This is a genomic window from Bacillus sp. HNG (assembly GCF_003400205.1).
In the GTDB taxonomy this organism is placed as follows: domain Bacteria; phylum Bacillota; class Bacilli; order Bacillales; family Bacillaceae_L; genus Ferdinandcohnia.
Window position 1 is genome coordinate 67,193 of sequence record NZ_QUQV01000011.1, and the last position, 24,709, is coordinate 91,901.

Consider the following 24,709-nt stretch of genomic DNA (forward strand, 5'->3'; position numbering starts at 1 on the left):
TGATTTTCATTTTAAATATTCAATGAACATAGGCATAAATCCTTTTTGGATTTATGCCCCTTTGTACATTTTTTTATTAACTATATGGTGATAACAACCTTCCCCTGTGAATGCCCTTCTTCAAAATACTCAAATGCTTTTGGTACGTCATTTAATGAATAGCTTCTATCAATAACGGGCTTTACCTTTCCTTCTTCAATTAGCTTTTTCATTACGATTAAATCTTCTTGCTTCGGCCTTTGTAAAAAGGGAATGAATTTCTTTTTTCCAGTCATCGAGTACCAGGCCCCTATTGTCATGGATTGATACATTTGGCTTTCAGCACCACCTACATGAATGAATACGCCATTCTCTTTTAGCAATCTTTTATAAGTAGAAATAGGTTGTGATCCATTCACTCCGAAAATCACATCATAGGTCTTCTCAAGGTTCTTAATGTCTTCTTTTTTGTAATCAATCACATGGTCGGCGCCAAGGGACTTCGCGATGTCTACGTTTCTCGTACTCACCACGGCCGTTGTTTGAGCACCATATGCTTTGGCTATTTGAACCGCAAACGTCCCAACACCACCAGACGCACCATGAACCAGCACTTCCTGTCCAGGCTTTACCTTACCTTTGTCTCTGATTGCTTGTAAAGCAGTCATGGCTGCCATGGGGACGGCAGCTGCTTCGGTAAATAAGAGATTACTAGGCTTTAAAGCCAATGCCTTTTCATCAACGGCTACATATTCCGCAAAGGTTCCCCAGCCGCTGCTTGAAATGTCTCCGTACACTTCATCCCCAACTTGAAATTGGGTCACATTCTCACCTATCGCCTCAACAATCCCGGCCATGTCCCCGCCAGGAATCAGGTATTTCGGTTTCCTTAGTCCAAACGCCAATCGGACTGGCAGTGGTTTCCCTCTTAATAAAACTAGATTACTATAATTGATCGATGATGCATGAACTCTTGCTAGCACTTGATTCCCCTTAGGTATAGGTGTCGCGACCTCACGTAGTTTCAGTGTATCGGGTGATCCATATTTTTCAGAGATAATCGCTCTCATCTCCGTCCTCCTTCTAACTCTTTTACAATAATACTAATTGGAAAATGTTGATGCGGCATTGACTTAAGTTAAGATGTTTATTGAATTCGTTTTTTTATTCGACTTAATGACTCTGGTGTCATCCCGAGGTAGCTTGCCAATTGATGTTGAGGTACACGTGTGAGGAGATCTGGTCGATTTTGGATAATCATTTTGTAGCGGTCTTCTGGAGAAGAGCGAATAAATAGTGCATTTTCATTTTGGATTTGAGTAAGGTATTTTTCCATCATCCGTCTGGTCATGGTTTCAAGTTCCGTGTATTGCTTATACATTTCTTGTTCAGACTCTAGTTCTCCAACAACCAATACACTATCTTCTTGGCAGGTTAATGTGTAGGTGGATTCTTGATCTGGGTCTTCTACATTAAACAATAAAATCGCTTGATCTTCGGTATAAAAATGAGTCGTGACCTCTTTTCCTTCAGTATCCAGATAATATTGCCGGACACACCCTTTCAGTACAAAATAACAATTCTTTGATGAAGAATCTCCCTGTTTGATGAGAGTGGTCCCCTTTTCAAACTTCTCTATGATTATAGCGTCAATCACAGCTTGTTGTTCGGCTTCACTTAGAGATGTATATGTAGCCATATATTTCATGAGAATCTCTTTCATGTTATGTCTCCTTTACATTTTATGGGTCCTTTATGACAATAGTACCATTACAATGTATTCACAACACTCCTTATTTATAAGAGCTAACCGGTCAACAAGATGAGGAAAAAATAAGGATTCCTCCCTAAAGTATAGTCCGAAGCCTTTCGTTACATGTTATTTCTGGTTCATGGTAACGTTGTAATATAACAATAAATCATACTTAATCAATGGAAAGGAGTCATGTATAAATGAAAAAGTTTATTAACGCGACTATATATGGAGAACCGAACTTCCATGAGATTTTAGTAGAAAACGGTCAATTTAAAGCAATCGGGAATGATTTAGGAAACACAGATGAGGTCATTGATTTAGAAGGTCGTTTGGTGTTGCCACCGTATGTTGACCCTCATTTACATTTAGACTATATCTTTTCGGGGCTAGGCGAAGGAAACGCAAATGTGTCGGGTACATTATTTGAAGGCATCCAGCGCTGGAGTGATAATAAGAAATCATTAACGGAAGAATTGGTTCGTGAGCGTGCGATGAAAGGGATTCAAAAAGAAGTGAATCATGGGGTTCAGTTTATTCGTACACATGTGGATATTACGGATCCCAATTTAACTGGAATGAAAGCTCTTCTGAAACTCCGTGAAGAATTGAAAGATGTTGTTACCCTACAGCTCGTCGCATTCCCTCAAGAAGGATTCTTTCGATATAAAGGTGCCGAACAGTTGATGGAAAAAGCGCTTGAAATGGGTGCTGACGTTGCAGGAGGAATTCCTCACTTCGAAATTTCCTATGAACATGGTGTTGAATCATTGCGCCGCATTGTAGACATGGCCATCAAATATAATGTGATGATTGATATTCACTGTGATGAAAATGATGATCCAAATAGTCGATTTTTAGAAGTGTTGAATGCACTTGTGATGGAAAAAGACTATGGTACATATACAACAGCAAGTCATACTTGCAGCTTTGGTTCTGTAGAAAACAGCTATGCAAATAAAATGCTAGGTTTGTTTAGAGAATCAAACATTAACTTTATCTCATGTCCAACCGAAAATGCACATTTACAAGGTCGTGGGGATACTTATCCTAAACGTCGTGGTCTAACTCGAGTAAAAGAACTACTTACTAACGGTAATAATGTGGCGTTTGCCCAGGACTCCATTGCGGATTACTGGTATCCACTCGGGAATGGCAATATGATGAACATTTTAGACAATGGGATCCATTTAGCTCATTATACGCACATTGATGAAATCAATAAGGCATTCGCCCTCATCACGACTAACGGTGCAAACATTATGAGAGTGAACGATGAGTATGGGATTGAAGCTGGTAAACCAGCGAACTTTATCGTTTTAGATGCACAGAATGCTTATGAAGCCATTCGCGAACGTGCAGAAGTTCTTGCCTCCATTCGCAATGGTGAGTATCTCTTCAAACGTGAGCCGCGAAAAAATAAAATCGAAATCGATTTTCTAAAACAATCATAAAGTCTTGTGGGGCTGTCCGAAAGTCAAGAAAATGACCTTGGTGACAGCCCCTTTTATATGCTGGAAGCTTCTAGGGTAGATTGCAGTTTACCTAGCACAAAAATAGGAGGATTTAACTGATACTCATTATGGGTAAAATATGGATAATCTCTCTTGTAAACATGCTAAGACTTCATTTGGCATTTCCCTGACCTTAATATCCTCACCGAGGAAAAGGAGCCAATTGGTTAGTTCGGTTAATTCATCTGTATGATGTACATTGATATGAGCCTTTAGAATGGCTGTCGTTTGATAAGGGTCCGTATAGGAAATCGAAAATTTTAAAGGATGATATTTTTTAAACTGGGCAATCGCCGATGGACCCAGTTCAAGGACTAAGTTAATGTCTTCTTCCTGCATCCTTTGTTTTTCTAAAATTTTCTTCTCAGTTACTCTTTCTTCCGGAGTATATGGTTTTACATTTTTGAGTTGGTCGACAGGAAAAATTTTTTTCTTCTCTTCCTTTAGATCAAATCCTTCAATGAGCCATACGCTTTTTTCACGATAAAGGTGAAGGAGATAAATTTCATAGGACTTACTCACCTTCTCTTCTTCGATGGAGATCTCTAAATATCTATCCAACAGAAGGATCTGGATGAGTTTTTCTAACATGGGATGAGGAAGGTCTGATAGATCCAGTAGGTCAGGATTGTTCGGATTGGTTCCTTCAAATAGAAGAATTTGATTTAACAGAATAAGGTCATCTTGCTGGCTTTCTGAGATGAGGCCAAGTAATTTTTCAGCTAAAGATTGACGGCTCTTAAGATATGGAAGTTGTAGATTTCTTGTCGCCATAAAGGCGATAAAAAGAGCTTTCACCTCATCATTGGTAAAGCGAACCTCTGGCAGGACAGCGTTATGCATGACAAAATAGCCGCCATCCCTGCCTACTTCAGCGACAAGTGGCATCCCCATCGCCTCAATTTCTCTGATATCCCGAATGGCTGTCGAACGAGAGATGTTAAATTCTCTCATGATTTCAGAAATGGTAAAATGGGAGCGGTTGTTGATATACCGCATGATGATATTAATTCGTTCAACTTTTTTCATGGCGACTCCTAAACAGTATCATTTTTTGACATGGTTTAAGGCTATTATAAACATATCAAGTGAAAAGACAAATCATTTGAATTACTTTTAGAAAAGGATGGTTTTGAATATGGCAGATTATACAATTGAAGAAAAAGACAGTTTTATCGTTTTAGGAATTGGAACTGAGCTCAAGAGCGACTATAGAGACTTTGCTGGTATTAATAAGGAAAAGGCAGATTTTTGGCAAGCTGTTACACAAGATGGAAGACTTGACGCTTTAAAAGCCCTCGCCACAAATGACTATATTTTTGCGGTGAACGAAGCGGTGAATAACAAGATGATGCATTACGCTGGCGTTATGACAGAGGAAACAATCCCTGAAGCAACCAGAGTGATCCAGTTCCCAGAGGGTCCATATGTAGTTGTCAAGGGTGAAGCAAAAACGTCTGAAGAGTTAAGTCAAACACTTACTGGCATAGCTTTTGGTCAAGCTTTGGCAGAAGCAACTGATTATGCCTATGTCGGTGGACCAAATACGACGGTTGAGATGGGGCAACGTGACGGTAACGTATTTGGTGAAATGTGGATTCCTGTTGTTAAGAAATAATTGGAGTGATGGAAATGTCCTATATCGTCGATTTTAAGAATGTATCTACAGTTGGCTTAGAGTCTTCACCAGTAGCAGATGCACTTGCTGGTTTACGAGCACATGAAGCCCGTTACTTTATGAACAAATATAAGCATGAATTTACGGTTGTACCAGCTAGTGAAAGCCAAGAGACCCTTGACTATGTGAACCGAGTGTTGAAAGAAGAACGTGACATTGAGTTTGCGGCCAAACCTCTAGAAACATCTCGTTTTCAAGTGGAAAATATCAACTGGACCTATGTCTTCTATGAAGATGGTCTTGGGGTCAACGTGTTGTATACGATTGACGACCCTAAGAAGCGTGCCGTTGGTTTTAAGCTTTCTGAGGGGATGGAGATTCCAAAGGAGTTAGAAGGAAAGTTTAAGTTTGCAAGACAAAAGTCTAAACTAGCAGGAACGATTCGTGGCTCGTATTTTGTCATTAAGGGTGAATATTAAAGTTAAAAGATGCAGCACTTCTCTTGCAAGAGGGTGCTGTTTTCTTTTTGCAGGAAAATGTGGTTAGATTGTTACAAGTTTTCAAACGAAATTATGAAGGATTTGTGAATCCTTTCACAAATCCACCTTCACGATGCCGAATGGAGATATACTGTAATTGAGTTGAAAATATATCTTCCAAGGAAGGTGCAAGTAATGAAAGGTACAGCATTATTAATCAATAAGGATCACTCAGTTACAGTTTTAGAAAACGTTGAACATGAGGTGTATGAAGATCTAGTAGGTCTAGGAGATTCTAAAAATAGTCAATGTACCATTAATGACAAAGAAATTCACTTTGATCCGTTTGATAAAGTCGTTTGGTATGAGGAAACAATCGACTGGGAATACGGTTATTAATAAATTGGCAAAAATTCATCCATTAACAAGGCTTGCTGTAATCTAATTACTGCAAGCTATTTTTTTACAGATTTTTATCGATTCGACAACACCAGGTGACGTTATCCTAAAAATAATGGATATCTATTCCTCTATTTCCACATTAATCTACAAACCTAGACAATCCTAGTGTATAATAATTTAGTAGAATGATAGATTTGTGAGGAGGTACAAAAGTTGGGTAATAAGAAAATATATATGTCCGTGACAACAGCTGCATTCATTGCCGCTTCACTATACGGTGCGGGTGAAACTGAGGCAGCAAGTACATACAAAGTTCAAACTGGTGATTCACTGTGGAAGATTGCTCAAAAGCATAATATTACTGTTACACAATTAAAGTCCTTAAACAATTTAACAAGCGATCTGATTTTTCCAAATCAAGTCCTACATACAGAAATAAATGCTACCAACACTACACCAAGTAACAACAATACGCCAACGACGAACGTAAAGGAAAATCAAAATACGAGTCCTAGCCCTAGCCCTAGCCCAAGTCCATCAAAGGCAACTACATACACTGTAAAAGCTGGTGATACACTAAGTGGGATTGCAGCCAAACATAAGATTTCGCTTAATGACTTAATGAAGTGGAATAACTTGAATTCAACTCTGATCTTCCCTGGAAATGTGTTTGTTGTCAGTCAAGCTACAACAACGGAGAAGCCAACTAACACGACGCCTCCGAAAACAGAACAACCAGTTAACACAACTCCTGAGAAAACAGAGAAACCTCAAGAAGAAAAGGTGCAATCGGCTACTGTTTATACAGTTAAGTCAGGTGACACTTTATCACGAATTGCTCTAGAATATAAAGTGACAGTTGCCAACCTTAAAAGCTGGAACAACTTAAAATCAGATATGATCTATATTGGTCAAAAACTAAATATTGGAGATGGCGCTAAAGTAGAGGCTCCAAAAGTGGAAACTCCACCAACCGCGATTAGCTATAATGTCGATCAGCTGATTCAAGTAGCGAAAAGCCAATTGGGAGCAGGCTACGCATGGGGCGGATCTTCACCTAATGGCTTTGACTGTAGCGGATTCATTTACTATGCATATAAGGAAGCTGGTTTAAACACCAATCGCTATTCAAGCGAAGGCTACCATATGCGCTCCTACTATGTAAATACACCTAGTGTGGGTGACCTAGTATTCTTCCAAGGAACCTATAAAACTGGTATTTCTCATATGGGAATATATATTGGCAATAATGAATTTATCCATGCGTCAAATGACGGAGTTGTTGTTTCAAATGTAAATGACTCTTATTGGAAAAAGCATTTTGAAGGGTTTAAGAGATTTTATTAATAGATTATAACGAGTTAGGAAGTTAGTCCTTTGGGATTGACTTCCTTTTTAATTTCTCATATTGACTTCTTCTAGACTTGTGGTAATATATGGTAAATAGAGGAGTTGATTTACAAATGCTTGACGCGTTAGGTAACTTTTTTGGAGCAATTGCAACAGCTCTATTAGGGAAAAATAAAAAGAATTGATAATGCTGGTTTCAGGACCTATCAAGGTTCTTTTTTTGTGGTCAGAAAAGGTTCATTTTCCACAATCGGGTCATTTAATTGAATAAGACTACACCAAAGGTCCCTTTCTTACATAAGGAAAGCGACCTTTTTAGATTGATTTTCCCCTTGCTATCAAGCTTTTCACATAAAGTTACTTTGACTATTTTTGAAAATGTTGTTGACTATTCAGTTGAACTGTATTAACTTATTATTAAGTTGAACTATATAGTCGAACTGAATAGAAGGTGAAGATATGAAACATAAATTATTACCGTTGTCAGAAACCATGCATTATATTTTATTAGCTCTACGTGAGCCACTCCATGGCTATGCCGTCATGCAGAAGATAGAACAGATAAGTAACGGTACTGTTATTTTAGCAGCTGGTACATTATACGGTGCGATTGAAAACTTGAATAAGCATGGCTGGATTGAACCTGTTGGCGAGTCAGGCCGGAGAAAAGTTTATATGATAACTGCGGAAGGAAGAGCCATTTTAAAAATCGAACAAAACAGGTTATTGCATATTTTATCCCTGTACGAAGGAAGTGAATCGAATGAAGAAATTTAAGATATTTTTTTATATTGAAAAAGAGGAGCAGTGGCTGAACGAGCAATTACAAAAAGGCTATCGTTGCACAAATATTAGTGGATTGGGAATATACACTTTCGAAAAAACCGACAAAAGATATGTGATCCGACTGGATTATCAAGATTATTTATCAAAGAAAAAGTTCGAAGATTACAAAGGAATCTATGAAGACTTCGGTTGGATTTATATAAATGGCCCGTGGTTTAGTGGTATTCGATATTGGCAAAAAGAAGCTGATGATCAAAATGAAATCTTCTCGGATCGCGAATCAAGGAGTAATTATTATAAAAGATTAATGGGTTATTCATTTTGGTTGGGGGCAATTATGCTATCTTTAGCCTTTTCTTTTATGACTGATAAGGATTCAGAATTATATCATGAAGGTCTTTGGGGTATGGAGGGTTCATTATTTTGGAAGGCATTTTTATTTGAAACTCCATTTGCCCTTTTGAAGTTGTCTCCCGTACTTCTGGTTGTTATTTTTGCTAGCAGTTACTATAAAGCTTATCGAAAGTATTCAATGTTAAAAGAAAAATAATGCGATGTCATTATAAGCCGTACTCTTTTGAGGTACTCACATAAAAAAAAAACAATGACAGCAGTGGATTTCACAATAGGAATTACACTGCTGTTAACATTTTCTTGAGTAATCCGTGGTAAAATTAGGAAGAGGACTTATTGCACTAAAGAGAAACGACAGTGGAAAACTCACTTTTTTGGGATGACAGACAGTTTTGAACCTTAAATAGATGAAGGGAGTAAAAAATTTGAAAAAACTTGTACATTCCGAGTGGAAAGTAAGTGTTATGACTCTACAGGCACTTCTTGGGACTTTTATTGCCATCTTTGTCGTCCAACGGGAACTGAACTTAACATTTGCGATAGGCTATTTGATCGTTTTTGCAGTAGTCGTAGCTGGTAATGCAATTTACGTGCTCTATAAGAGAAAGAAAAACAACGGGAAAGGAAACAAGAATCAAAACCATGAATAGATCTGCACCGAATATAAAAAAGCCTCTTCAAAAACTTGAAGAGACCCTTGAACTTATAATTTATTTAAAATTTCTTTAATAAATGCTGGCTCGTCTTTAGGTGTACGAGACGTGATAATATTTCCATCAACCACTACCTCTTGGTCTAAATAGGTAGATCCAGCGTTCTTCAAATCATCTCGGATTCCAATATAAGAAGTTGCCTGTACCCCTTTTAGGATATCTGCACTAATCATTACTTGTGGGCCATGACAAATACCTGCAATCACTTTACCTTGTTCATTTGCTTGTTTTACAAATTGAACGACTTCTTCATTGACACGAAGTGCCTCTGGAGCTCCGCCGCCTGGAATAATCACCGCATCATAATCGTCAGCCTTCGCTTCACTTATGGATAGATCAGACGTATAAGATACCGTTCCTTTCTTTCCTTTAAGCTCAGCACCTTTTTCAATTCCGACAATAACGGTTTTGTGCCCCGCTTCATTCATTGCATCATAAGGGTTCTTCATTTCTGAATCTTCATAGCCATTTGCTAGTAAAAAGCATACATTCGCCATCTAAATCCCCTCCTATGTAATTTGAATACACTTATATAGTAATGGATTCATGTGGTTAGTTCAAACAAAGTGATGCTCCAAAGTACGTTTTTCTAATTACATGGCGGATTAACTGTTTCAAGATTTCTTCATTAATACAGCGAAGATGGTTTCATACAAAATAAAAGAATGAATCTTTTTGTAATCTCAGCTATTTACTTTTAACTCAACTTCTTTTTTCCAATGCTGGATACCGGCATTTAGACGCTTGGCTTGGTAGCCTTTGGAAACCAGATATTGAACAACCTCTGTAGCATAGACGCAATAAAAGCCCCTACAATATACAATAATTTCTCTATCCTTCGGAAGTTCCGAAACATGGTCTTTGAATGAATCAAATGGGATTGAAACCGCTCCCTCAATATGAGATGCATTATACTCGGTTTCTGGCCTAACATCGATGACCATAATATCCTTATTATCATATTTTGCCAAAAACTCCCCTATTTCCAAACTCTCAATTTTTTCTGACCTTACAATATAATCCATTCGCATCTGGCGCACTTCATCAAAACGGTCTTCGGTTACTTTTTGTAGGGATTGTACTAATTCACATACTTTCGTATTCCCTAACGAATAGACCATAAAATTTCCTCGTCTTCGAAATTTCACTAGTTTTACATCTAATAAAACCTGTAAATGCTGAGATGTATTAGCTATGCTCATCTCTGTTTCATTAGACAACGCTTCCACTGTTTTTGGGCCTTGCGTCAACAAGTCCAATAGCTCCATGCGTTTCGGACTTGTTAACGCCTTACCCACTTTTGAAAAGTAATAATAGATTGTCTCATTAAATTCCCTTTTATCCATAAAAACCTCCTAAATGTATCCCCCCGTTCTAATATATTTATTACGAACGAACCTTCTTTATTACTAGTTTAATAGAAAATCTTTCATATTTTCTTTTTTTCATTTCGAATCTATCACAAGAAACCCAGGAAAATCATTGTTTCGCAAAAATGAGTCCCCTCAAATAAATGTCAGCAAAAATGTTAATAGTCATTAATTCTCCATTAACTTACTCAAAAAACGGCTTATTCTATTGAGCGTTGAATTTCCTCGTAATTTTTAGAGTAATAGTGTTTCTATTATAATGATAACGATTCTTTTCCATTACTTCTCTGCCCCCACTTCCTCCAGACCAACAATTGTAACCCTAGTTTTTATCCGATGTAATCGGTACATCGATAGGAACCCAAGAATCGGTCCAGGTAATAGAATCAAAAACGTATATTTCCAGCCAATAATTGATTCTATAAAAGGCATGAGAAAAATAACAATAATTGTAAGGATATACCCTATGGCCAATTGAACTGTTAAAGATGAACCGACATAACGCTGGTCGGAATGCTCGGTGATAATAGCTGAGAACTGAGCTGAGTCTGCAATAATACTCACTCCCCAGATGATACCCAATATGGTCATAATCCATGGCGAACTACCGAAGAAAAATCCAATGATTAGTGTGATTGTTCCGGAAACCCCTAATGACCATAATGTCACTTCTTCCCGGCCAATTCGATCGGCAAAAACACCTCCAAACCAAGCACCAAAAAATCCCGAAGCAATCACAACAAATGTTACTATTGAAGCGGGAGAGGAAAAATGACTCATCCCACTTGTTTTAAAGCTCTCAGCTAAAAACAATCCAAACCAGGACCACATCGCGTAAAGCTCCCACATATGGCCAAAGTAACCGAAGTTTGCAAGGCGTACCTTATGATTTTTGAAAGCACGTAAAATGGCTTTTGGATCAAAATTACCTGGGGGCAGTGGGTAAGGTCCTATCTTCACAAAAAGGATTAAGATCCCGGATAAAATGGAACATAAACCCGTTATTGTTAAAACCAGCTCCCATGAAGAAATTCCAATCCCTTTGAATAAATGGGGGCCAGCCGAGCCAATCGTAAGTGCACCTACGACTAGCCCCAACGCCGTCCCCCGTCTGAGTCGAAACCAAGTGGAGACAAGTTTCAGACCCGGTCCATATACACCTGACAAGGAAATTCCGGTGATGAAACGGAAAATCAATGCAACCATCAAACTATTTGCGAGTATAGCTGTTAAAATGGTTGAGACTCCCGCTAGCACTGCCGACCAAAAGAATAAAATATGAGGTTGGAGGCGATCAGGTAGATTCATAAATGCCGATACCAGTGATCCGACAATAAACCCTAAATTGACCATTATGGTAATATAGCTTACCTCATTGCTGTTCAAGACCCATAAATCCATTAAAGTTGGTAAAACCGCCGTCATCGAAAACCAAGTTGTCATTGTGCCAAGCATGGCAAGCGATAACAACAGTAACTTATTAGTGTGACTTTTTCCGTATTCGAAAGATTCGTTCCTACCCATCCAATGCAGCAGTATACGTGACCGCCGTACCTTCTAGGCATATTTCATCATTTTGATTACGTACCGTCGTTTTGATTTTACATATTGGCTTATCATCCCGTACCTCAAGTATCTTAACCTTCCCAGTAATCGTATCCCCCACATAGACTGGCTTTTTAAAATCCCATTGTACGGTTAAAAAGACAGACCCTGGACCGGGGAGATTCTCAGCAACAATGGCATTTAAAATACCGGTTGTCACGCCACCTTGTACAATCAGCCCACCGAATCGTGAAGCTTCAGCAGCCTTTCTGTCAGTATGAAGTGGATTTCGGTCACCCGTCATCGCACTAAAAAGTTCAATATCTGCTAAACTAATTTCCTTAACAATTTCTGAGTATTCTCCTACTTTAGGTTGATCAAAACTGCATTTCGTCCAACCATTCATGTTCTTCGCTTCGCCCATCTCAAAACACTCCTCTTGAAAAATTGTTAAACTTCGATCAGAATAGCCATTCCTTGACCTCCGCCACCACAGAGAGTCGCGATTCCACGTCCTCCACCTCGGCGTTTTAATTCATACGCTAATGTCAGTAAAAGGCGGAAACCACTACCTGCAAGTGGATGCCCAACAGAAATCGCACCACCATTTACATTAACCACATCCATCGGCATACCTAATTTCCTTTGACTTGCTATTACCACTCCTGCAAAGGCTTCGTTGATTTCAAATAAATCGATATCGGAGAGCTTTAATCCTGTACGATTAAGCAATGCTTGAATCGCATTAGCCGGCTGTAAATGTAACGATGTATCAGGACCTGACACAGTTGCCCAATCTATTATTGTCGCTAGCGGTTTGACTCCGATTTTCTCAGAGATTTCTAGAGTTGTAACAATGCCAGCACTTGCGCCATCTGACATTTGGCTGGCATTTCCGGCTGTGATGGTGCCTCTGACTTCGATTGGTCTCAGTTTGGCTAATTTTTCAAACGTCGTCCCTGGCCTTACTCCTTCGTCTTTTTGTAGAAGATTTTCAACTGCCACAATTTCGTCTTCAAATAGTCCTTTTTCCTGCCCATTTGTTGCACGCGTTTGAGAAGTTTCGGCATAGCGGTCTTGTTCTTCTCTCGTAATATTCAACTCAGCATTTGATTTTTCGGCAATTCCAAGCATCGACTGGTCTGAAAGTGAGCACCAAAGTCCGTCATTCAATGTATCGTAAAAGGAGACATTCCCCATCTTTTGTTGGTGGCGAATCACAGATGTGTGTGGGGCATTTGTCATCGACTCAAAACCGCCGACAATGTAGGTTTCCCCTTCTCCTCTCTCAATTCTCCGTACCGCATCGGCTACTGTCGCTAACCCTGCAAGACAGACACTATTTAATGTGATCGCAGGGATTGTTAAAACTAAACCAGACTTTACAGCCACTTGTCGGGCTGGATTTTGTCCTTGCCCTGCTTGAATGACTTGGGCCAGGATAACCTCATCAACTTTTAATTCAGGCACTCGCTCGAGAAGCTTTGTGACAACGGTCGCACCAAGGTCTACCGCTGTTTTTGCAGATAAAGCCCCCATAAATCGACCAATTGGAGTTCGACAGCCATCAAGTAAAACCGCTTTTTTCATGGAATAACACCCCTCATTTTTTTAAAAAAAGGTAACCAATGCTCACCACATTTTTGCAAATGAACCTGTAATGGTAAGCCGATTGCAAGGTTTTGCGGATCATCAATTAATAAATGACTTAGCATTATCGGTCCTTCCTCTAACTCTACTAATCCCACAATATACGGAGTTGCAATGTTCCAACCAGGGTGTCCGGGTTTATGCACGATTGACCAGGTCTTTAAACGTCCTCTTCCAGACGCCTTTTTCCAGCTTAGATTTTCACTCCAACAATATGGGCAGTGCGAGCGAGGGTAAAAAACAAACTCCTCACAGTCTAAGCATTTTTGTAAAATGAATTCCTTCCTTGCAACAGCTTTCCAAAATGGCTCTGAAACTGGGGTTACTGTTGGCCCCGGAACCACTAAACGTTGATACTCTACCGTCATGATTTAAGCCCCCAATATTAATGCCGTAATTTCACTCATTGTGGCACCGTTTCCTGTCACTAATGCAAGTCGTGCATTTGGAATTTGTCGCCCATGTGCCTCGTGTCTAAGCTGACGAACTGCTTCAATAATATGTGACATCCCTCCTGCTAAATCCGCTTGACCAAAGCCAAGCTGACCTCCATGTGTGTTTAATGGAAAATTACCATGATGATCAAACGACTGATCCTTCATCCACTCGCCAAATTGTCCAGGCTCACAAAGCCCAGCATTTTCAATTTGATTCGCGACTACGCTTGTGTAGCAATCATATAAAGACAGTAAATCCATTTCCTTAACATCCACCCTTGCCTGCTGTAATGCTTGAGCAATCGCAAATTTAAAAGGTGACTCCGCTAGTGGCGGTGACTGACTAACAGCACGATGCGTTAATTTTTCACCAGCTCCAAACAGATAAACTGGGGGTTTGGGCAATTTCTTTGCCGCTTCCACAGATGTCACAACAAACGCGGCTCCCCCGGCAACTGGCATTACAATTTCAAATAAATGAAGTGGATCAACAATCATAGGTGAATTTAAAATGTCTTCAGCCGTTGCAGGTTTTCCGTAAAAAATAGCATCTGGATTGTTTTGCGCATTATGGCGAGCCCAGTAGGCAATTTGTGCAAATTGTTCCTGTGTAGAGCCATACTCTGACATATGTCGCTGCTTCAGCAATGCATAGGACGTATTTGCACCTGAAGCTCCAAATGGAACATCAAATTCACGGATTGGATTTCGGTTTGGCGACCTTGGACCTGTTTTCACTCTTTCATTTGTATTTGCAAGCACACAGACAACTGTTTCACACATGCCCATACGAATCGCTGCAGCTGCCCGCCAAAGCATTCCAGCTCCTGTTGCACCACCAAGATCAACAACATTTGACATTCTTGGCTTGATTCCTAAGTACTCGACTACAGTAGCCGGGACATGCTGGGGTGTTTCACCCACTTGTGGTCCAACTAGTAACCCGTCAATTGCATCTTTTTCTAGTCCAGCATCTTCAACCGTCAGTTTTACTGTTTCAGCAATCATTCCCAAAGTGGTCTTACCTTCTGTGTACCTTACGGGCTTCAGCTCCCCAATGCCAACAACCGCTGCGAGTGGTTCACGTTTTTTTAATATCATAAAAAATCCCTCACAGATAGATTTTCATATTCACTTAAACAACCTGGATTAATAATTGACCCTTTATTTTTCACAGGTTTTCCAGTAACAACCGAACGAACCGCCCCTTCCACCTTCTTTCCATTTAAGGTATACGGGATTTCCTGCACTTGATAAATTCGTTTTGGGACATGTCTTGGAGATGCCTTCATACGTATATCTTGACGAAGTTGTTTAACAAACTCTGAAGTCATCTTTTCCTCCATAACTAGACATAAGACTACCTCTTCATCTCCATCAATCTTCATTCCAAACACAATGGAATCTTGAATTTTAGAGAATTGATCGATAACACGATAGATTTCTGCAGTACCTATGCGTACACCTCCAGGCTTTAGTGTTGTATCCGCTCGGCCATAAATAATTACCGTTTCATCAATCGTTTGTTCTGCTAAATCACCATGAACCCATATTCCGTCTCGTTCTGCAAAATACGTATCGAAATAGCGTTCGTCTCCACCCTCTCCCCAGAAGGTAATCGGCATGCTTGGAAAAGGTTCAGTACAAACTAAATCCCCTTTTTGATGTAGAACAGATACACCGCGTTCATCCAAGACATCAACTGCCATTCCAAGCGTTTTACATGTAATTTCTCCCTTGCGTACTGGATGAATCGGTGAGCCCATAACAAAACATCCTAATATTTCAGTTCCACCGGAACACGAGGCAAACAACATATCTTTTTTAATATTTTCATAAACCCATTCAAAATGTTCCGGTGAAACAGGTGCTCCAGCGGAAAACACACTGCGTAAACGACTCATGTCATGTAAGTTTTGGACATCATAGGAATTCTTCATCAATATGTCTAGAAACTTTGGGCTTAATCCGAAATGGTTTATACCGACTCCTTCCGCAATTCTCCACAGAAATCCTAAATCATCCTTAAGTACGGCTGCACCGTCATAGAGTAAGAGAGTTGCCTCACTAGCCAGCCCAGAAACCAACCAATGGTACATCATCCAAGCGCTATTGGTATACCAAAACATCACATCTCCAGGCTTCACATTACAGTGCAATTGATGCTCAGTAACATGCTTCAGTAACGAGCCACCTACAGAATGGACAATTGCTTTTGGTAGTCCCGTTGTACCAGATGAATAAAGAATATAGAGTGGGGAATCAAACTCAACTCGCTCAAACTGTGGTACCCTTGCATCATTTTGAGTTAACTCACTCCAACTGATAACGTTTACACTATTATCTTTAGGAAAAAATTGAGCAGGTTCTAGTGTCACAATAGTAGAAACCCCATCCATCATGACTAACACTTCTTGAATCTTTTCATTAAGATCAAATGTTTTACGATTATATTGATAGCTTAACGAAGCAATAAGGACCTTCGGTTTTACCTGACCTATTCGATCCACAATTCCTTGAGGACCAAAATCAGGTGAGCATGTCGTCCAAACAGCTCCTATAGATGCAGTAGCCAGTAAACCAACGAGCCCTTCAATTCCGTTCGTGACAATCCCAGCAACTCGGTCTCCTTTCGAAACACCAAGTGAACGTAAGCCTGTTTGTGCTTTTGCAACCATGGTACGAAGCTGTTCCATTGTTAACGCGCGAGTCACCCCATCCTCTGTTGCTTCAATGATTGCTTGACGTTTTCCATCTCCCCGCAGAAGATTTTCGGCAAAATTGAGTTTTGCCTGTGGAAACCATTTCGTTCCTAACATTTTTCCATCATCAGGCCGAATAAGAATGTCATCCCCTTTTTCCCCAATTATGTCTGTATAATCCCAAATCGCTGACCAAAATTCCTTTGGATATGCGTACGACCACTTGTGAAAACGGTCATACTGAATTGGCCACATTCCTATACATTTCGCGAATGCCGTCATATTCGCATTTCTAATCCATTCATCACTAGGTTCCCATAAAATGGTATGCTCATTTTTCACATTTTCTAAAATCATCACGTACCTCCTTTTTAGATAACTATTCAGTTCATGTAACTACTTGGTCTTGTCGATTATTAAATCATTCAATTGAATAGTTGTGTTATTACATTATTAGAGGAACTATTGATTTATGCTTAAGCTTAAAAGTTCAATTCAGAAAATTTTAAAAATGATTATTTATTATCGATAGTAAGAGAAGGTGTTGCGATAACCAAAATTGAACGGTGAATATTCATACGTAAAGTTTTAAGGAGAGTCTCTATTTCTACCTGTTTTTTAATCTTGTATTTGCGTCTCTAAAAGTTGGAATTTTTAAAATTAACTGACATATAAATTAATCAATCATTTAATTGAATAATTTAATAAGAGATTTGGATTCTAATATCACTGTAAATCTCCCCCTCGTTATCCATTAAATCTACACCTTTAAATTTTAAAATCTCTTATTAAAGATAAAAGGAGGAAGTATAAATGATCAAAATGGAAGAGTGACTCTCTACGAGATCTTAAAATTAATTTGGCATTGGGGGTGTCATTAATAAATGAGGAAGTATGATTTCCTTTTTAAAAAACAAAACTGTTGAATTATCAAAAAACCGTGTAGTAGTTTTTACTTTTGTACGAATGAGTCAATGGATCATTAAAAAAGTACAAGGAGGTAAATTTATGACAAAAGAAAAAAGTAGCGGTCTTACTAAGGAACAAAAGAAAGTAGCGATGGCCAGCTTTATGGGTACTACCATTGAATGGTACGATTTTTACCTATATGGAACAGCAGCTGCGCTAGTCTTCCCATTACTATTTTTCCCAAATCTAGATCCATTAGTTGGAACAATGGCTGCCTTTGGCTCTTACGCTGCTGGGTTTATCGCTCGTCCACTGGGAAGTATGATATTTGGACATTTTGGTGACAGAGTCGGACGAAAAAAGATGCTTACTATTTCTCTCTTACTGATGGGGGTAGCCACAACCTTAATGGGAGTACTTCCAACCTATAATTCAGTGGGACTATTAGCTCCGTTATTAATTAGTCTATTACGTATTGTGCAGGGATTTGCAGTAGGAGGGGAGTGGGGATCAGCCGTTGTAATGTCTGTGGAACATGCTCCACCAAATAAAAGAGGACTTTTTGGAAGTTTTCCTCAAATGGGGGTACCTGCCGGGTTACTTTTATCAACCCTAGCGTTTTCAATCGTGTCCAACAGCATGTCAAATGAAGCATTTTTGGCTTGGGGTTGGCGTATTCCATTTTTATTGAGTGCTTTATTAGTCATAGTAGGGCTTTATGTTCGATTAAAGGTGAGCGAATCACCTATATTTCTAGAAGTAGCAACTAAAAAACAACAGGAAAAAAATCCTGTTCAAACTGTACTTCGGGAGCAGAAAAAGCCTTTGTTCCTTACGATTGGCATGAAGCTCTTACAAAACGCAGTGTTTTATATCTATACCGTATTTGTCCTTAGTTATATTGCTACTACACTGAAACTAGATAACTCTGTTGGATTAAATGCAGTAATGATTTCATCCGTAATTGGATTAGCCACCCTACCACTTTGGTCGCATTTATCAGATAAGATTGGACGAAAACCAGTTTACTTATTTGGCACAATCGCTTCGACCCTGTTTGTGTTTCCTTTTTTCTGGATGATGAACACAGGATCTGTATTATTAATTACCATTGGGATTATTATCGGATTAAATATTTTACATGATGCTGTTTATGGTCCTCAAGCTGTGTATTTCTCTGAACTTTTTGGTACAAAGGTACGCCTTAGCGGTGCATCAATTGGGTACCAAATAGGAGCTATCATCGCAGGCGGCTTCTCCCCTCTTATTGCCACCTATTTACTAGCGCAATTCGATGGTCAAAGCTGGCCAATCGGCGTCTATTTAAGTGTTCTTGGAGTATTAAGTATTATATCTACTATTCTTGCTCGTGAAACATTCCGTGATTCTCTAACTTAGATTAAACAGAAATATCCTTTGAAATTTTATTGGTTTTTTCTATTTCAAATGTTGGAGTCAAGGCTACCATGCTTCTTTGGGTAGCCTTATATTTTGTTGAAATGGGTTTAACCTTTATGCGTACCTAACTTCACATTAACACCCTTAACAAATAGTGGGGTGTATCCAAAACACTCTTCATAGTTAGGGGCACAGTATTTATTTACCGCTTCAGGATAAGGCTGCCACATTAATTCATCGTTCATAAAGTCATTATCTTTTAAGTCACCAAAATAGAATTCAAATCCAGATGAAACAACGTTGACATATCCTTTCCTAAAGTTTAAAAAATTTTCATACTTATTCTTTTCCCATACTATAATATCACCCATTGCAGTTGTAAAAATAGGAATCGCCTGCTCATACCTTAGATAACTTCTCTCTAAAATATCTAAATGTTCATCTGGGTTAATAGCTTTTATAAACCCATTTTCAAATGTACCAAAACCTTATTTTTCCGTGTTTCTATTAATTCTGGAAGTTTATCCATATATTTTAAAATAACATCTTGTCCTGGCGATTTAGTAATAAAAATACTTAAAGTGTTCTAGAGAAAGATTATCTTGTGAACCAAAAATTTTCGCCATTAATATCCTCTTAATGCTAAAAAACCTGTAAAAGCTTTTAGCCAATCAAGGTATGAGTTTTATTATTGTTTTTTATTCAACTAGTAACTCCAAGTAATATTTATCATTTTCTTCTATCTTTCTTAAAAATTCTTCAAGAGAAGTCGCAATTTGAATATCATAATAGTAAACTGGACTGCTATTCTTATTATTCAATTCGATTGACATTAAAGCTGATTCACTACCTTCAAAAAATATTAATTTATTATTTTCAAATTCATCATAGATTTCTATGTCGGGATAAAACTCAAAATCATTAACTCTTAACCGAAAATCTCTTACGGAATAAGGGTCCATAATACGATTAATATTAAACTCTGAACCCTTAATAAACCCGTAGCCAACCTCTTTATAAAAATTAACTAACTCCTTAGGAAATTTCAAATCGAGTTCCTTCTCAACCTCTTTTATTTCGTTTTCAGTCACTGGATAAAAACTATTTTCTTCGTTTGCCTTAATAAGTTCATAGCCCATTATTTTTTACCTCCTTTAAATAGTGTATTTGCTGGTGATCCTGTTCCATGAATACCAGCTTGATGCTCATTTGGGAATTTTGCAGGACGCATATTCCACCATTCATGTTCTCCACCAAGTCATCTTAACTAATCGTTGGGCATCATCGAGCTTGCTTTTGTATTTCTTAATCGAATACTTTAAATCTGCCTCTAAGTTATGTATTGAACCTGGTACCACACCTGGGAAATTCGCAACAGTGAGGAAAAATGCCAATTAATCGCATCTAAAGCTAAGCTTAATATGTTATAGAAAACTAAAAACACCTGATTCCAAAAGGAAATCAAGTGCTTTATTGTCAACTTTAAACCATTGATCTTTTATAACTAATGTAATGGTTATTCAGACTAATATAAGTTACTAAAGAACTCATCAAAACTATTTGCAAGGATAAACATATTGTCCATTTCATCCTCTGGCTCAATATCGTGAATCCAAAAGTATACCTTTCCGTGAAACTCTTCACTTACCCCTAATAAAATCTCATTTCCTGCTGGATCATTGGCAATCGAAATAAAACCTTCTGGTATTTCACCTTCTAAAATTTCAAATACTTTACCTAAATTACTTTTCATTTGCCCAAGCCCATAAAACTTATTGATTAAACTTTCTCCTTCATCGTCTGAGATTTGAAAGCTGGATTCATGAGGATATCCTCCATTATATTCTAGTAGAAAAGCAATATATTGTTGTGGTAGCGTAACATCGTACTCTTGTTCAAATTGTTTTATATCTTGTAATGAAATCTTTGGATTTTCACTAATCACTTTTGTCATACTATCACTCCTATTTCCTTACTTGTTTTTTCCATTAATTCTTGATTGACCGCCTACGTGTCTAAACTCTCTATGGATGTCTTCATCTACTAGCATCATAGTTTTTCCATCTTCGTGATGATGCCAAGTATAACCTTCAATACCCTGGGGACAGGCATCCCGTCTTGTACTCCGGTAACCCATCCCCATCCCACTCTAATACAAATTCCAATACCAGAAAATCCAAACCAGATGCATCATCATCAGACTTAATAAGGAATAATGCACTAGGCTAAGCTTGCGCCAATATCTTCTCCGCCAAAGGAGAACCGTGAAGATGAGCATGGCAATTCCCAAGATTGTTAAAAGAAAGGGAATAACATTTAACAGTGGGCTCCATGCAGGTACAATGCCTAAGGCCTCTTTTGGTAGTTGATAGATTGGATCAACTCCCCCAGATATCGCAATGCTGGCCACTAAAAACAACAGGAGAAGCCCCGCTGCAATGGCAAATCTCTTCCCCAAAACCACTAACTTAGGTTGAGATGTTTTCCTTTTCCTTCGTACCAATGCTTTGATACCCCAATAGAAAAGACTTCCGACAAAAAGTAAGATAACCAGGATCAAAGATAAAAAGGTAAAGCCTCTCGACGCATACCACGGTGCTTTCGAATAAGACATCGGACCATCGGTGGTAAGCATTATTTTCCCATGGGGATCTGTTTGAAAGACGATTGTTCGAAACTCACCATACGCATCAATCGAGGATCCTTCTCTCGTATTCTTGTAAACACCAGGTTCTGTTTCGACAAATCGATTGGTTTCTCCGTTGTGGGTCACTACTAAATCTCCAGTATCATTTAATTGGACATGGATCATTCCCATGATTAGACTGCTAATCTTATCCTCATTCGTAAAGCTTTTCCGATTTTGATGATATTCACCGACATATTTGCGTGAGCTCTCTTCGCCCCTAGACGTAATGGTAACACTATTGTCTGACGGAAAATAATGATCCATGAATGCCTCGAAAAGCTCTGTATGCGTACGATAATTATTTCCACTATACGAGATAAATAGACCGATATTTTCTTGAGGTAATAAGTACAGTCCCGTATCAAACAGTGCCGTATTTCCCCCATGATTAAGAATTCGTATGCCATTCATTGTTTTTTCGATAAACCCTAAAGCCATCCCGTCTAATTGGTCATGATGGGTAAACTGTTGTTGGAACATATGCTGAACGGTATCCTCTTCTAGAATCCTTTCTCCATTGAAAATCCCACCCTGAAGATAGGCTTGCATAAACTTTGCCATATCTTTTGCCGTACTACTCATTCCCCCTGCAGCACCAGGTACAAACTCAAAACTTCCTTCTTTAAATTCTCCATCAATATATCTATAAGCCTGTGCTAGATTCGTAGAAAATTCCGTTGGTAATGGCTGTTGAAACGTACTGTGGTTCATGTCAAGCGGCCTAAAAATATTCTCTTCTACATATTCGGAATAAGGAATACCTGAAACCTGTTCGACAATATATCCCGCTAAAGCCGTACCATAATTTGAATAGGCAAGCACTTCACCGGCAGGAAATACACGTTCAGGTCGATATTCACGCACATATTGACCAAGTGGAGGCATTTCTTCAGCGGTCAACCTAAAAATGTCACTCGAATAATCCTCAAATCCAGGTGTATGAGTCATTAAATCAAAGAGAGTAATTGGCTTTGGTTGTTCTTTATTCGGGCCCACTGCAAGTCTAGCTGGGATTTCAAAATCTAAGTATTGATTAATATCCGTGTGAAGATCAAGTTTTCCTTGCTCGGCAAGCTGCATGATTGCCGTCCACGTGAAGAGCTTGGATACGGACCCAATTCGAAACATCGTGGTTTCTGGATTTACCTTTACTTGCCCCTCGATATTGGCCAAACCATAGCCTTTTTCAAAAACGACTTCCCCATCAGCCACAATCGTTACAACCATATTCGGAATATATTCGTCTTCCACTTTTTTCAGTAAAAACTCATCCATAAACGTTTCAATATTTGATAAGTCAGTAGTATTCTCTGCAAAAGACAAACGACTGTCAATCAACACGAAAACCAAAAGCATACAAGCAATAATGGATGTCTTGATTATTTTCAAGCCGGTATATCCCCCTTGTTTTAGATTATGTCTCTTTCTTTTGTAAATAAGCAGATGTAATCACATCGGTAGCCATACTATCTAACAGCGCAACTCCCATTTCCTCGTTAAACGCTTCTGGAAGCAGTCCACTCGCCACCATGACAGAAAGCCCGGTTGTAAAGATTCGCATTTTCAATAAAATGGTCATTAGCTCTTCATCAGAAAAGCCTTCCAGATCCTCATCACCTTTCATTTGCTCAATTAACCCATGCCCCATATTTTGATCATAGTTTTGGAAATACTTGTTTTGATTCATGACAAAATCCTGAAAAAGAACTGGATATTCTCTTGCAAATCGGATGCTAGCTACCCCAATATCGTGGAATGGTTTGCCCGAATTCTCCTCCGCTAAAAGCTGATAACTTAACTCAATGATTTTTTGCATGACCGCTTCGGTTAACTCATCAATATTATTAAAATTGACATAAATAGGTGCAATCGAGCTTCCCAAATGCTCCGCCACTTTTCGAATTGTAATCTTGGACATCCCCTCTTCCTTTGCGATTTCAAATGCAGCATCAATTATTTGTTCTTTAGAAAATTTTTTCTTTGGTGCCATAGTTCGTTCCTTTCCCGTTATAAATCGCATGATATAAAACACATGTTATATATCGTTGATTATATGATGATTTTGGAAATAGTAAACCCCTTTTCCGAAAAATTCAGAAAAAGGGGTTAGGGATATCCTATTTATTATGCAAAAAGAGACAAGGTGTTAGGCCTTGTCTCGGTTATTGTGATAGTGATATTAGTAACTCATCCTTATAAATCCGTATATTTCTTGCTTGATCCAAAAGACTTTTCGACTGGATACTTTTGTCTGTTTTTACGTATCTTTTCTTTAATGGCTTGTTCTAGATTTATTTCAAGCTCACTAGACATTAATAAAGCATAAATAACCACATCTGCCAATTCGTCAATAATATTATCCATTTTATCTTCTTCAGCTTCTTCACTTTTTTTCCATTGAAAGTTTTCTAATAACTCACTTGCTTCTAACGAAAGTGATATTGCTAGATCCTTTGGATTGTGGAATTTCTGCCAATCTCTTTCATCCCGGAAGTCTACAATTTCTTCAATTAATTGGTCAAAGACTGATGTTTCAAAATCAAATCCTTCATTCTTTAAATCCTGATAAATTTGTTCAGCTTCCCCATATTGGGAAGAAGGAACAATCAATGAAATATAACTAGTTGGATTGCCTTTAATATCTTCATAGTCGTGCCATTGTGTTTGCCAATTGATTTCAGGATAGTTTTCTTTTAGTTCTTTCATTATTTTATCTATTCTCTTACTATCTCCAATATTAAATGAATCCAAATACTCCAAAATCAACGCTCCTTCTTTGCTTTCTCAAAACTGTTTTAATAAAAGGACTTTTTAATGATAATTCCCTTTTTCCTCTGCAACCTTCATATTTCCATAATCTTGTCCGCGGCTACAATATAATTTTAATAAACGTGCTCTAAGATTCGGATTACTTGCAAATATATATAGACCCTTTACTCCTCTTTTTAATAAAACATTAATCGAGTTTAGTATGATTTTTTCTTTAATATACTCAGGATCATCAAAGTCATCCTTACCTCTAAGAGCATCTGCAAAAAGTAACAGGTACGAGAATTCTTCC

General features: G+C 38.4%; 27 protein-coding genes and 2 pseudogenes. 9 read left to right on the forward strand and 20 right to left on the reverse strand.

Translation table 11 applies throughout. The features are described 5' to 3' along the window. Positions 1-80: 80 nt before the first annotated feature. Both DZB84_RS18110 and DZB84_RS18115 read right to left on the reverse strand, forming a co-directional pair. Positions 81-1,049, reverse strand: a complete 969-nt coding sequence (locus DZB84_RS18110) for an NAD(P)-dependent alcohol dehydrogenase (RefSeq protein WP_116353737.1) — start codon at positions 1,047-1,049, stop codon at positions 81-83. A gap of 77 nt (positions 1,050-1,126) precedes the next feature. Further along, on the reverse strand, positions 1,127-1,702 hold the full coding sequence (locus DZB84_RS18115; protein ID WP_116353738.1) for a Crp/Fnr family transcriptional regulator: 576 nt from the start codon (positions 1,700-1,702) through the stop codon (positions 1,127-1,129). A gap of 230 nt (positions 1,703-1,932) precedes the next feature. Between DZB84_RS18115 and DZB84_RS18120 the strand changes: the two genes are divergently transcribed. Then, a complete protein-coding gene (locus DZB84_RS18120; RefSeq protein ID WP_116353739.1) occupies positions 1,933-3,186 on the forward strand; it encodes an amidohydrolase family protein in 1,254 nt (417 codons plus the stop codon). Between the two features lie 126 nt (positions 3,187-3,312). Here the strand turns inward: DZB84_RS18120 and DZB84_RS18125 are convergent, their stop codons facing one another. Next, positions 3,313-4,275 (reverse strand): helix-turn-helix transcriptional regulator, encoded by a 963-nt coding sequence (locus DZB84_RS18125; protein WP_116353740.1) that lies wholly within the window; start codon positions 4,273-4,275, stop codon positions 3,313-3,315. A gap of 109 nt (positions 4,276-4,384) precedes the next feature. Here DZB84_RS18125 and DZB84_RS18130 point away from each other — a divergent pair, with 109 nt between their 5' ends. The 7 genes from DZB84_RS18130 (at position 4,385) to DZB84_RS18160 (ending at position 8,885) form a co-directional block, all read left to right on the forward strand. Then, a complete protein-coding gene (locus DZB84_RS18130; protein ID WP_116353741.1) occupies positions 4,385-4,864 on the forward strand; it encodes a GyrI-like domain-containing protein in 480 nt (159 codons plus the stop codon). A 14-nt stretch (positions 4,865-4,878) separates the two neighbouring features. Continuing rightward, positions 4,879-5,343: a phage tail protein gene (locus DZB84_RS18135; RefSeq protein ID WP_116353742.1), complete on the forward strand. Its 465-nt coding sequence runs from the start codon at positions 4,879-4,881 to the stop codon at positions 5,341-5,343. A 195-nt stretch (positions 5,344-5,538) separates the two neighbouring features. Next, complete coding sequence (locus DZB84_RS18140) at positions 5,539-5,742, forward strand: hypothetical protein (RefSeq protein ID WP_116353743.1); 204 nt, start codon at positions 5,539-5,541, stop codon at positions 5,740-5,742. Positions 5,743-5,958: 216 nt separating this feature from the next. Continuing rightward, a complete protein-coding gene (locus DZB84_RS18145; protein ID WP_116353744.1) occupies positions 5,959-7,092 on the forward strand; it encodes a C40 family peptidase in 1,134 nt (377 codons plus the stop codon). A gap of 462 nt (positions 7,093-7,554) precedes the next feature. After that, positions 7,555-7,872 carry a PadR family transcriptional regulator gene (locus DZB84_RS18150; protein ID WP_116353745.1) on the forward strand — a complete coding sequence of 106 codons (318 nt, stop codon included), beginning with the start codon at positions 7,555-7,557 and terminating at the stop codon, positions 7,870-7,872. Further along, positions 7,859-8,431, forward strand: coding sequence for a DUF2812 domain-containing protein (locus tag DZB84_RS18155; protein ID WP_116353746.1), 573 nt, complete (start codon positions 7,859-7,861; stop codon positions 8,429-8,431). Before DZB84_RS18150 ends, DZB84_RS18155 begins: the two co-directional genes overlap by 14 nt. A gap of 229 nt (positions 8,432-8,660) precedes the next feature. Further along, on the forward strand, positions 8,661-8,885 hold the full coding sequence (locus tag DZB84_RS18160; protein ID WP_116353747.1) for a hypothetical protein: 225 nt from the start codon (positions 8,661-8,663) through the stop codon (positions 8,883-8,885). Positions 8,886-8,938: 53 nt separating this feature from the next. On the opposite strand, the gene DZB84_RS18165 is transcribed toward DZB84_RS18160, so the two are convergent. The 8 genes from DZB84_RS18165 to DZB84_RS18200 all read right to left on the reverse strand — a co-directional run bounded on the left by DZB84_RS18165 (position 8,939) and on the right by DZB84_RS18200 (position 17,009). Further along, positions 8,939-9,445, reverse strand: a complete 507-nt coding sequence (locus tag DZB84_RS18165) for a type 1 glutamine amidotransferase domain-containing protein (protein ID WP_116353748.1) — start codon at positions 9,443-9,445, stop codon at positions 8,939-8,941. Positions 9,446-9,631: 186 nt separating this feature from the next. After that, a complete protein-coding gene (locus DZB84_RS18170) occupies positions 9,632-10,294 on the reverse strand; it encodes a metalloregulator ArsR/SmtB family transcription factor (RefSeq protein ID WP_116353749.1) in 663 nt (220 codons plus the stop codon). A gap of 303 nt (positions 10,295-10,597) precedes the next feature. Then, positions 10,598-11,842, reverse strand: coding sequence for an MFS transporter (locus DZB84_RS18175; RefSeq protein ID WP_116353750.1), 1,245 nt, complete (start codon positions 11,840-11,842; stop codon positions 10,598-10,600). Beyond that, on the reverse strand, positions 11,835-12,287 hold the full coding sequence (locus DZB84_RS18180; RefSeq protein ID WP_223254501.1) for a MaoC family dehydratase: 453 nt from the start codon (positions 12,285-12,287) through the stop codon (positions 11,835-11,837). The genes DZB84_RS18175 and DZB84_RS18180 overlap by 8 nt, the downstream gene beginning before the upstream one ends. Positions 12,288-12,313: 26 nt before the next feature. After that, the gene (locus DZB84_RS18185; RefSeq protein WP_116353751.1) at positions 12,314-13,453 is read right to left on the reverse strand and encodes an acetyl-CoA C-acyltransferase; all 1,140 of its coding nucleotides are present in this window, start codon (positions 13,451-13,453) and stop codon (positions 12,314-12,316) included. Then, on the reverse strand, positions 13,450-13,881 hold the full coding sequence (locus DZB84_RS18190) for a Zn-ribbon domain-containing OB-fold protein (protein ID WP_116353752.1): 432 nt from the start codon (positions 13,879-13,881) through the stop codon (positions 13,450-13,452). Before DZB84_RS18190 ends, DZB84_RS18185 begins: the two co-directional genes overlap by 4 nt. A 3-nt stretch (positions 13,882-13,884) precedes the next feature. Continuing rightward, positions 13,885-15,051: a thiolase family protein gene (locus DZB84_RS18195; RefSeq protein WP_116353753.1), complete on the reverse strand. Its 1,167-nt coding sequence runs from the start codon at positions 15,049-15,051 to the stop codon at positions 13,885-13,887. Then, on the reverse strand, positions 15,048-17,009 hold the full coding sequence (locus DZB84_RS18200) for an acetoacetate--CoA ligase (RefSeq protein WP_116353754.1): 1,962 nt from the start codon (positions 17,007-17,009) through the stop codon (positions 15,048-15,050). The genes DZB84_RS18195 and DZB84_RS18200 overlap by 4 nt, the downstream gene beginning before the upstream one ends. A 651-nt stretch (positions 17,010-17,660) precedes the next feature. Here DZB84_RS18200 and DZB84_RS18205 point away from each other — a divergent pair. Continuing rightward, entirely contained in the window at positions 17,661-18,959 is a 1,299-nt protein-coding gene (locus DZB84_RS18205; RefSeq protein WP_116353813.1) for an MFS transporter, read from the forward strand. Positions 18,960-19,066: 107 nt separating this feature from the next. Here the strand turns inward: DZB84_RS18205 and DZB84_RS25660 are convergent, their stop codons facing one another. The 9 genes and pseudogenes from DZB84_RS25660 to DZB84_RS18250 form a co-directional block, all read right to left on the reverse strand. Continuing rightward, the gene (locus DZB84_RS25660) at positions 19,067-19,330 is read right to left on the reverse strand and encodes a T6SS immunity protein Tdi1 domain-containing protein (RefSeq protein ID WP_116353755.1); all 264 of its coding nucleotides are present in this window, start codon (positions 19,328-19,330) and stop codon (positions 19,067-19,069) included. A gap of 327 nt (positions 19,331-19,657) precedes the next feature. Beyond that, on the reverse strand, positions 19,658-20,098 hold the full coding sequence (locus DZB84_RS18215; RefSeq protein ID WP_116353756.1) for an SMI1/KNR4 family protein: 441 nt from the start codon (positions 20,096-20,098) through the stop codon (positions 19,658-19,660). Beyond that, positions 20,098-20,214, reverse strand: a pseudogene (locus DZB84_RS18220) (hypothetical protein); the annotation flags it as partial. The pseudogene DZB84_RS18220 and the gene DZB84_RS18215, both read right to left, overlap by 1 nt. A gap of 270 nt (positions 20,215-20,484) precedes the next feature. Continuing rightward, positions 20,485-20,913, reverse strand: a complete 429-nt coding sequence (locus tag DZB84_RS18225) for an SMI1/KNR4 family protein (RefSeq protein WP_116353757.1) — start codon at positions 20,911-20,913, stop codon at positions 20,485-20,487. Positions 20,914-20,931: 18 nt separating this feature from the next. Then, positions 20,932-21,102, reverse strand: a complete 171-nt coding sequence (locus tag DZB84_RS18230; RefSeq protein ID WP_317616465.1) for an HNH endonuclease — start codon at positions 21,100-21,102, stop codon at positions 20,932-20,934. 6 nt (positions 21,103-21,108) lie between these two features. Continuing rightward, positions 21,109-23,037 (reverse strand): serine hydrolase domain-containing protein, encoded by a 1,929-nt coding sequence (locus tag DZB84_RS18235; RefSeq protein WP_116353758.1) that lies wholly within the window; start codon positions 23,035-23,037, stop codon positions 21,109-21,111. Between the two features lie 25 nt (positions 23,038-23,062). After that, a complete protein-coding gene (locus tag DZB84_RS18240) occupies positions 23,063-23,668 on the reverse strand; it encodes a TetR/AcrR family transcriptional regulator (RefSeq protein WP_223254503.1) in 606 nt (201 codons plus the stop codon). A gap of 173 nt (positions 23,669-23,841) precedes the next feature. Beyond that, positions 23,842-24,159, reverse strand: coding sequence for a nucleotide pyrophosphohydrolase (locus DZB84_RS25340; protein ID WP_223254507.1), 318 nt, complete (start codon positions 24,157-24,159; stop codon positions 23,842-23,844). Positions 24,160-24,459: 300 nt separating this feature from the next. Beyond that, positions 24,460-24,663: pseudogene (locus DZB84_RS18250) on the reverse strand (DNA/RNA helicase domain-containing protein); the annotation flags it as partial. Between the last annotated feature and the right edge of the window lie 46 nt (positions 24,664-24,709).

Coding starts and splice junctions, on each gene's coding strand:
- DZB84_RS18110 (WP_116353737.1), bottom strand. CDS start 1,049: ATGAGAGCGATTATCTCTGAAAAATATGGATCACCCGATACACTGAAA.
- DZB84_RS18225 (WP_116353757.1), bottom strand. CDS start 20,913: ATGACAAAAGTGATTAGTGAAAATCCAAAGATTTCATTACAAGATATA.
- DZB84_RS18190 (WP_116353752.1), bottom strand. CDS start 13,881: ATGACGGTAGAGTATCAACGTTTAGTGGTTCCGGGGCCAACAGTAACC.
- DZB84_RS18205 (WP_116353813.1), top strand. CDS start 17,661: ATGACAAAAGAAAAAAGTAGCGGTCTTACTAAGGAACAAAAGAAAGTA.
- DZB84_RS18130 (WP_116353741.1), top strand. CDS start 4,385: ATGGCAGATTATACAATTGAAGAAAAAGACAGTTTTATCGTTTTAGGA.
- DZB84_RS18165 (WP_116353748.1), bottom strand. CDS start 9,445: ATGGCGAATGTATGCTTTTTACTAGCAAATGGCTATGAAGATTCAGAA.
- DZB84_RS18120 (WP_116353739.1), top strand. CDS start 1,933: ATGAAAAAGTTTATTAACGCGACTATATATGGAGAACCGAACTTCCAT.
- DZB84_RS18135 (WP_116353742.1), top strand. CDS start 4,879: ATGTCCTATATCGTCGATTTTAAGAATGTATCTACAGTTGGCTTAGAG.
- DZB84_RS18240 (WP_223254503.1), bottom strand. CDS start 23,668: ATGCGATTTATAACGGGAAAGGAACGAACTATGGCACCAAAGAAAAAA.
- DZB84_RS18170 (WP_116353749.1), bottom strand. CDS start 10,294: ATGGATAAAAGGGAATTTAATGAGACAATCTATTATTACTTTTCAAAA.
- DZB84_RS18115 (WP_116353738.1), bottom strand. CDS start 1,702: ATGAAAGAGATTCTCATGAAATATATGGCTACATATACATCTCTAAGT.
- DZB84_RS18155 (WP_116353746.1), top strand. CDS start 7,859: ATGAAGAAATTTAAGATATTTTTTTATATTGAAAAAGAGGAGCAGTGG.
- DZB84_RS18125 (WP_116353740.1), bottom strand. CDS start 4,275: ATGAAAAAAGTTGAACGAATTAATATCATCATGCGGTATATCAACAAC.
- DZB84_RS18150 (WP_116353745.1), top strand. CDS start 7,555: ATGAAACATAAATTATTACCGTTGTCAGAAACCATGCATTATATTTTA.
- DZB84_RS18200 (WP_116353754.1), bottom strand. CDS start 17,009: ATGATTTTAGAAAATGTGAAAAATGAGCATACCATTTTATGGGAACCT.
- DZB84_RS18140 (WP_116353743.1), top strand. CDS start 5,539: ATGAAAGGTACAGCATTATTAATCAATAAGGATCACTCAGTTACAGTT.
- DZB84_RS18175 (WP_116353750.1), bottom strand. CDS start 11,842: ATGGGTAGGAACGAATCTTTCGAATACGGAAAAAGTCACACTAATAAG.
- DZB84_RS18215 (WP_116353756.1), bottom strand. CDS start 20,098: ATGGGCTATGAACTTATTAAGGCAAACGAAGAAAATAGTTTTTATCCA.
- DZB84_RS18195 (WP_116353753.1), bottom strand. CDS start 15,051: ATGATATTAAAAAAACGTGAACCACTCGCAGCGGTTGTTGGCATTGGG.
- DZB84_RS18180 (WP_223254501.1), bottom strand. CDS start 12,287: ATGGGCGAAGCGAAGAACATGAATGGTTGGACGAAATGCAGTTTTGAT.
- DZB84_RS18185 (WP_116353751.1), bottom strand. CDS start 13,453: ATGAAAAAAGCGGTTTTACTTGATGGCTGTCGAACTCCAATTGGTCGA.
- DZB84_RS18230 (WP_317616465.1), bottom strand. CDS start 21,102: ATGGGGATGGGTTACCGGAGTACAAGACGGGATGCCTGTCCCCAGGGT.
- DZB84_RS25660 (WP_116353755.1), bottom strand. CDS start 19,330: ATGGGTGATATTATAGTATGGGAAAAGAATAAGTATGAAAATTTTTTA.